This window comes from Sporosarcina contaminans (assembly GCF_042679045.1).
In the GTDB taxonomy this organism is placed as follows: Bacteria; Bacillota; Bacilli; order Bacillales_A; family Planococcaceae; genus Sporosarcina; species Sporosarcina contaminans.
In genome coordinates, this window is sequence record NZ_JBHTLT010000036.1 from 21,731 (window position 1) to 27,791 (window position 6,061).

Consider the following 6,061-nt stretch of genomic DNA (forward strand, 5'->3'; position numbering starts at 1 on the left):
AACCCTCTTATCATGACACGAAAAGCACATTAACAAATTATACAAATGGACTTTTTTTATTCAACTAAAGGGGCAGTTTGATTGTAAGAAAATGGAGGGAGATGTATATGTTCAACAAAAAATTAATTTTAATTTGCGCATTATTTTTAACGCTATTTATTGTGGGGTGTAATGATGAAGAGCCAACAAAAGCAGAAGTGATTCAACACAATTGGAATGAAAGTCCTCTTTTTAAATCAGGAAGTTATACAATGATCGGGGAAGAGGGGCGTTTGGGTTTTATTTACGATGATAGCGAAGTAGTTCGATTTTATCCAGATAAAACACAAAAGTATATGTGGCATTTTTGGGGAAATGAAGATGAGTTAATTGGTGATTTTATTGTTTTAGGCACCCACGAAAACAGTGACGAAGAAATAACGGTTTTTCCAAAGTCAGGGAATACCGATCTTAGCCCAATTAATGGTGCAGATCAGCGTATCCCAACAAATATGACGCTCCCTAAAAGTGGAATGTGGAAGTTAGATGCATATATTGGGGACGACATTTTTGGAAGTGTTTATATAAAAGTTCATGAGAAATAAATCGCTAAACAAAGATAATAAATAGTTCGCCAAAAAAACGCTCAGATTTGAGCGTTTCAGACTGTAGACAAAGTATTTTTTCACTTTGTCTACAGTCTTTTAAAGGTTTTTAGTTATGGGATAAGTGTTTGCCCAGCTTGGCTTGAAAACGCTTGCCAGACAAGGCGCGAAGTCGAGCGAAGACCCGAATAGAACTTAAGGTTCATGAGGGGACGAGCGAGACGAGCAACGCAGTATGCGAGCGTTTGTCAACAAGCTGAAACGCTCAGATTTGAGCGTTTTTATTTGCTGAATAACCTGATATTTACGTTGTTAATTCTACTATTCGCCCATCAACCTGTTAGGATTCTCTGAAGGCTTTTTAATATTGAATCGGCGTTGTAAGTGTGGAAGGTGAAGGTTTGCAGCCAATAGGCTATCGATTTTAGGAATCTCCTTTACTTTTAAGTGAAGCAATAGTAGGGGAAGTTCCGAAATATAGATATCCGATGATTAATGTCAGATAGCGATGGTAAATGCCAAGGGATCGGTAAGGTGGTGGACTTTTGTCGAACAGTGGAAACCGTGCAAAGATGGTGGGTAAGTAGCGATTTTTAGCAACTGTGCATTTACTGTGATGAAGCTGCGATGGTTGATATACTATTGGTAACTTTGTAAGACAATCATAGGTGAGTTATTACAATTATGTAGAAATATGAAGAGGTTCATTGACAAAAAAAGGTTGGTGATGGGTTTTGGGAAAGCAGAAGAAAGCGGCTAAAACAAATGCGGTTAGGATGTTGGAGAAGGAAAATATCCCTTATGAGTTGATGGAATATGATGTAGAGGATGGCTTGTTGGATGGCGTTTCGGTTGCGGAAAAGACAGGTCAGGAAGCTTCGACTGTATTCAAGACGCTTGTGACAATGGCGGAACGGGAGTTTTTCGTTTTTATAATCCCGGTAGCGGAGGAACTGAATTTGAAAAAGGCAGCGAAAGCGGCGGGTGTGAAAAAGTTAGAAATGCTGCCGTTGAAGGATTTGACGAAGGAGACAGGGTACGTGAAAGGTGGCTGTTCTGCCATTGGTATGAAGAAGAAATTTCCTACCTTTATTGACGAATCTGCAGCGGAACTGCCTTATATTATCGTTAGCGCAGGCAAAGTCGGTTTACAGATGAAATTGAAACCAAATGATTTATTGACAGCGGCAGAAGCTTCTTTCCATGATCTTGTAAAAGAAGAATAGTAGATGTCATGCAGATTCGACATCTGCTACAATAGACAAGTAGAAAATGAGCCATTCTTTTGAATGGCAAGTAGATGGAAAGAAGAATGTACAATGCAAATGAGAAAGATATTTATTTGGAGATGGGTGTTTTTCCTTGTCGGCATGATGGTTTTGTCGTTGGGCATAACGATGACCATAAAAGGGCAGCGTCTCGGAATTGGCCCGTGGGATGTGCTGCATGTCGGCTTGTATGAAAACTTTGGTCTCTCGATTGGGACATGGGGGATTATTACTGGTTTTATTATTATCGTGACAACAGCTGCAGTTCTAAAACAATGGCCGCAGTTAGGAACTTGGCTAAACATGCTGCTCATTGGAATTTTTATAGATGTATTCAATTGGCTATTGCCGGATATTCACACATTGGTAGGTCAAACGATTATATTTGTTTTTGGAGTCCTCGTAATGGCCTACGGTGTTGGCATCTATGTTTCCCCGAATGTTGGGGCAGGACCGCGCGATAGTTTGATGCTTATTTTAGTAGAGAAATTAGGCATTAGCGTTAAAATCGTCCGAACGGGCATTGAAGTGATCGTTGCTGTTTTGGGCTGGCTATTAGGAGGTCCAGTCGGCATTGGAACGGTTGTAATCGCTTTGCTAATTGGTCAAATTGTTCATTATGCTTTGCCGCAATGTCGCAGACTGTTGTTGAAAATTGTTGGTGAAGAAGATGAGGACGTATTGCTGAGAAAATGAATAAGTGTGTACTTATTGCCTACTGGTGTTCAAGTGGAGCGGTGAAAACGTAACGAAGAACAATGTTAGAATGCATTCCACTCTGTTGAATCGGACTTTGTGAAAAGTTGGGGAGTATTGGAAAAAATTACTTATAGTTGTAAGTTGGGCATTCAAAGAGTCGCGACTGGTATTTGTAGCTTGTTTATGTGTTGGTTTACAGGGGTTATGCTTATTGCGGGAGCGTTATGCGAGTTGGTATGAGGTTATGCGTTTTGCGGGGCGTTTATGCGTTTTAGTATGGGGTTATGAGTTTTGCGGGGCGTTTATGCGGGTTGGATTAGCGTTATGCGTGTTGACAGGAAATTATGCGGAGTGGGTTAGCATTTGTGCGTTTATTAACTGACTTATGTGTGTTAGCACGGATTTTATAAGTTACGTAAAATCAATTAAGCGTGATGCGTAGGAATTTACGCGCTTTATAGCAAAATTTTTCCGAAGCATGTGCAGACAAGCCGTGCTTTTTTTTATTGGTTAGGCATATGGTAGTCGTAGCAGGCAGACTTGAAAAACGGAAAGGATGATCATTATATACGGAACGATTACGGAATATATGGGGACTGCCTATACTGGTCACGGAATTGCGCATAAGTATGACACATTGATTGCATCTGCGGATAGGACAATCTTTCTAAAATGCCCGCCGACTCATGCGATTTCCATTATGCTTAATGACGCGGCAGCGCATTTTTTGAAAAGGGGGCATGATGTTGACCGGTTCATGAATCCAGCTAATCCGGAAAGGACGGATGCAATTTATGTTAAGGACATCGGTTTATTCATTTTGCAAGCATCGTACCCGGTGTCTGCGGAGCCGCTTGAGTTAGGGGGCCGACATTCGGTCATCAGTTTTTACGATATTTACGATGAGGAAAGATTGAAAGATCGAAACAGAGAAATTGCCGATAGTTTCTATCAAGCGGAGGTATCTGTGAAAAAAACGTTGCGCTCATTGTCAGAGGCAATCACAATCCATGATGAATGGGAACAAGTGAATATTAACCGTATGATGTGGGATCGTCACGCAGATTTGATTGATTCCTTGAAAAAGGAATTATTTGGGACGATGAAACTGCATAAGGAATCGGCAGTTTCGCATCGGCTTATCGGCTCTTTATCGTCGGGCGGGTCCCATGATTTTATCCCTTCGATTACGAATCGGATGAAGCGGCGTATACTGATGAAAGGGTTGTCCGGTTCTGGGAAATCGACTTTGCTGAAAGCGTTAGGGAAAGAAGCGGAAGAACGGGGAGTCGATGTGTTATACGGCTGGTGCGGCTTAGATCCAAATAGTGTCGATCTCATATTATTTCCTGAGTTGTCTGTTTGCCTCTTTGATGCAACAAAGCCCCATGAATATGATCCAGATGGCTCTGCAGATGAATTATTGGATCTTGTTCCTTTATGTGAAGAAGATAAAGATGCCGACCAGAAAATTGAAGAAATTTCGGCTAGATATAGAGAGAAGATATTGGACGCATCCGGCTATATGCACGCATTTGCGCAGGCTGAAAGCAGAATTAGGACATTGATGGATCAGGCGATTGTTCGAGAAAAATTGGATGAAAAGGCGAAAAGGCTTACGAGCATGATCGGACTATAACGCAGCTTCCTTATGCGATTTTTTGCTTCCTGTATGATAAAATGGGGGCATCACTCGTTTGAAAGGAAGATCGCAGTGTCAAAAGTGTTAGATGCATTTCTACAAGAAAATTTACAGGAATTAAGGGACTTGGGTCTTTACAATGAAATTGATCCAGTTGAAGGCCCGAATGGCCCCATTATAAAAATTGGCGGAAAAGATTTGATCAACCTCTCTTCGAACAACTATTTAGGTCTTGCGACGGACGAGGATTTGAAAAAGTTGGCAATCGAAGCGACGGAAAAATACGGCGTTGGTGCAGGTGCTGTGCGGACAATCAACGGCACGCTTGATATTCATTTGCGATTAGAGGAAAAATTGGCGGAGTTCAAAGGAACGGAAGCTGCTATTGCCTATCAGTCCGGGTTCAACTGCAATATGGCAGCCATTTCTGCTGTTATGAATAAACAGGATGCCATCCTCTCCGATGAATTGAACCATGCTTCCATCATTGACGGGTGCAGACTTTCTGGTGCGAAAATTATCCGTGTGAAACATCAGGATATGGACGATTTGCGCGCGAAAGCGAAAGAGGCGACAGAATCGGGCCAGTACGGCAAAATCATGTATATTACAGACGGCGTATTCTCAATGGATGGAGATATTGCAAAATTACCTGAAGCTGTTGAAATTGCAAAGGAATTTGATTTGATCACATATGTGGATGACGCACATGGTTCTGGTGTAACTGGTAAAGGAAAAGGGACTGTAAAGCATTTCGGCCTTGAAAAAGAAATCGACTTCCAAATCGGTACATTATCAAAAGCGATCGGCGTAGTAGGCGGTTATGTTGCGGGAACACAAGCATTGATTGACTGGCTGAAAGTCCGCTCCCGTCCGTTTTTATTCTCCACTGCTTTACCAGCAGGCGATGTTGCAGCAATTATGGGCGCGTTGGACAAAATTATGGCTTCTACCGAGCTGCATGACAAACTTTGGGACAACGGCAATTACTTAAAAGCCGGATTGAAAAAATTAGGCTTCGACATCGGCGTTTCCGAAACACCAATCACGCCATGCATTATCGGAGAAGAAAAACTGACACAACAATTCTCCAAGCGTCTAATTGAGGAAGGCGTCTACGCAAAATCAATCGTCTTCCCAACCGTTCCAAAAGGTACAGGACGTGTACGTAACATGCCGACAGCAGCACATACAAAAGAAATGTTAGATGACGCATTGCGTATCTATGAAAAAGTAGGAAAAGAATTAGGCGTCATTTCGTAAAAGGATAAAAAAGCAGAAGCGTTGCCATTATTGGACGGCGCTTCTGCTTTTTTGTTATACCTTTTATTGCTTTTTACGATGACGGATTTTATTCGTTTTAAATAAACAAGTATTTTCCGATAAACAATAAAAAAATGCATATAATAAAGTGAAAAGGGTATAGGCAGAGGAGATAATGTAAATAGGAGTGAAGCGGGTGCATTACAACGAGAGCGTCCAACTATTACAATCGAATGGTAAGAAAGGCGCCGTCATTGTAAAGTTCAGATATGAGAAAATCAAAAAAATCATGCTCTTTATAGTGAAGGATGCTGGCATGATTTCATTTGAAGAGCTATCGGAAAAGACTTTAAGAAGATTAACGCCATTTGACGGGAATAACAAGTGGTATATGGAAGCAGTTGTAACGGATTTAGAGGCAAGGGGACTTTTGGAATGTCCTATGCACAATGGCCAACTTTTTGTGAAGTATGTAGGCTGACAACTTAATATTGGATTCGAAAGAGGCTGGGACATAACTAGCTTTAAATAAGAAAAAAGTGAAATTGAGCTCGCTCAATTTCACTTTTTTTCATTTTTTAAAGTCCCCCTTTCCTGTTGGCCGT

At 41.3% G+C, this 6,061-nt stretch carries 6 protein-coding genes; all 6 read left to right on the top strand.

Going from position 1 to position 6,061, the window contains the following annotated elements; genetic code table 11:
* Window positions 1-107: 107 nt before the first annotated feature.
* The 6 genes from ACFQ38_RS07545 (at window position 108) to ACFQ38_RS07570 (ending at window position 5,937) form a co-directional block, all read left to right on the top strand.
* Entirely contained in the window at window positions 108-584 is a 477-nt protein-coding gene (locus tag ACFQ38_RS07545; protein WP_381480262.1) for a hypothetical protein, read from the top strand.
* Between the two features lie 734 nt (window positions 585-1,318).
* Complete coding sequence (gene ybaK, locus ACFQ38_RS07550) at window positions 1,319-1,810, top strand: Cys-tRNA(Pro) deacylase (RefSeq protein WP_336822884.1); 492 nt, start codon at window positions 1,319-1,321, stop codon at window positions 1,808-1,810.
* A gap of 99 nt (window positions 1,811-1,909) precedes the next feature.
* The gene (locus tag ACFQ38_RS07555) at window positions 1,910-2,548 is read left to right on the top strand and encodes a YczE/YyaS/YitT family protein (protein ID WP_336822996.1); all 639 of its coding nucleotides are present in this window, start codon (window positions 1,910-1,912) and stop codon (window positions 2,546-2,548) included.
* A gap of 559 nt (window positions 2,549-3,107) precedes the next feature.
* Complete coding sequence (locus tag ACFQ38_RS07560) at window positions 3,108-4,190, top strand: hypothetical protein (RefSeq protein WP_336822883.1); 1,083 nt, start codon at window positions 3,108-3,110, stop codon at window positions 4,188-4,190.
* Window positions 4,191-4,265: 75 nt separating this feature from the next.
* Entirely contained in the window at window positions 4,266-5,456 is a 1,191-nt protein-coding gene (locus tag ACFQ38_RS07565) for a glycine C-acetyltransferase (protein ID WP_336822882.1), read from the top strand.
* 196 nt (window positions 5,457-5,652) lie between these two features.
* Window positions 5,653-5,937, top strand: coding sequence for a DUF6958 family protein (locus ACFQ38_RS07570; RefSeq protein ID WP_336822881.1), 285 nt, complete (start codon window positions 5,653-5,655; stop codon window positions 5,935-5,937).
* Window positions 5,938-6,061: the final 124 nt, after the last annotated feature.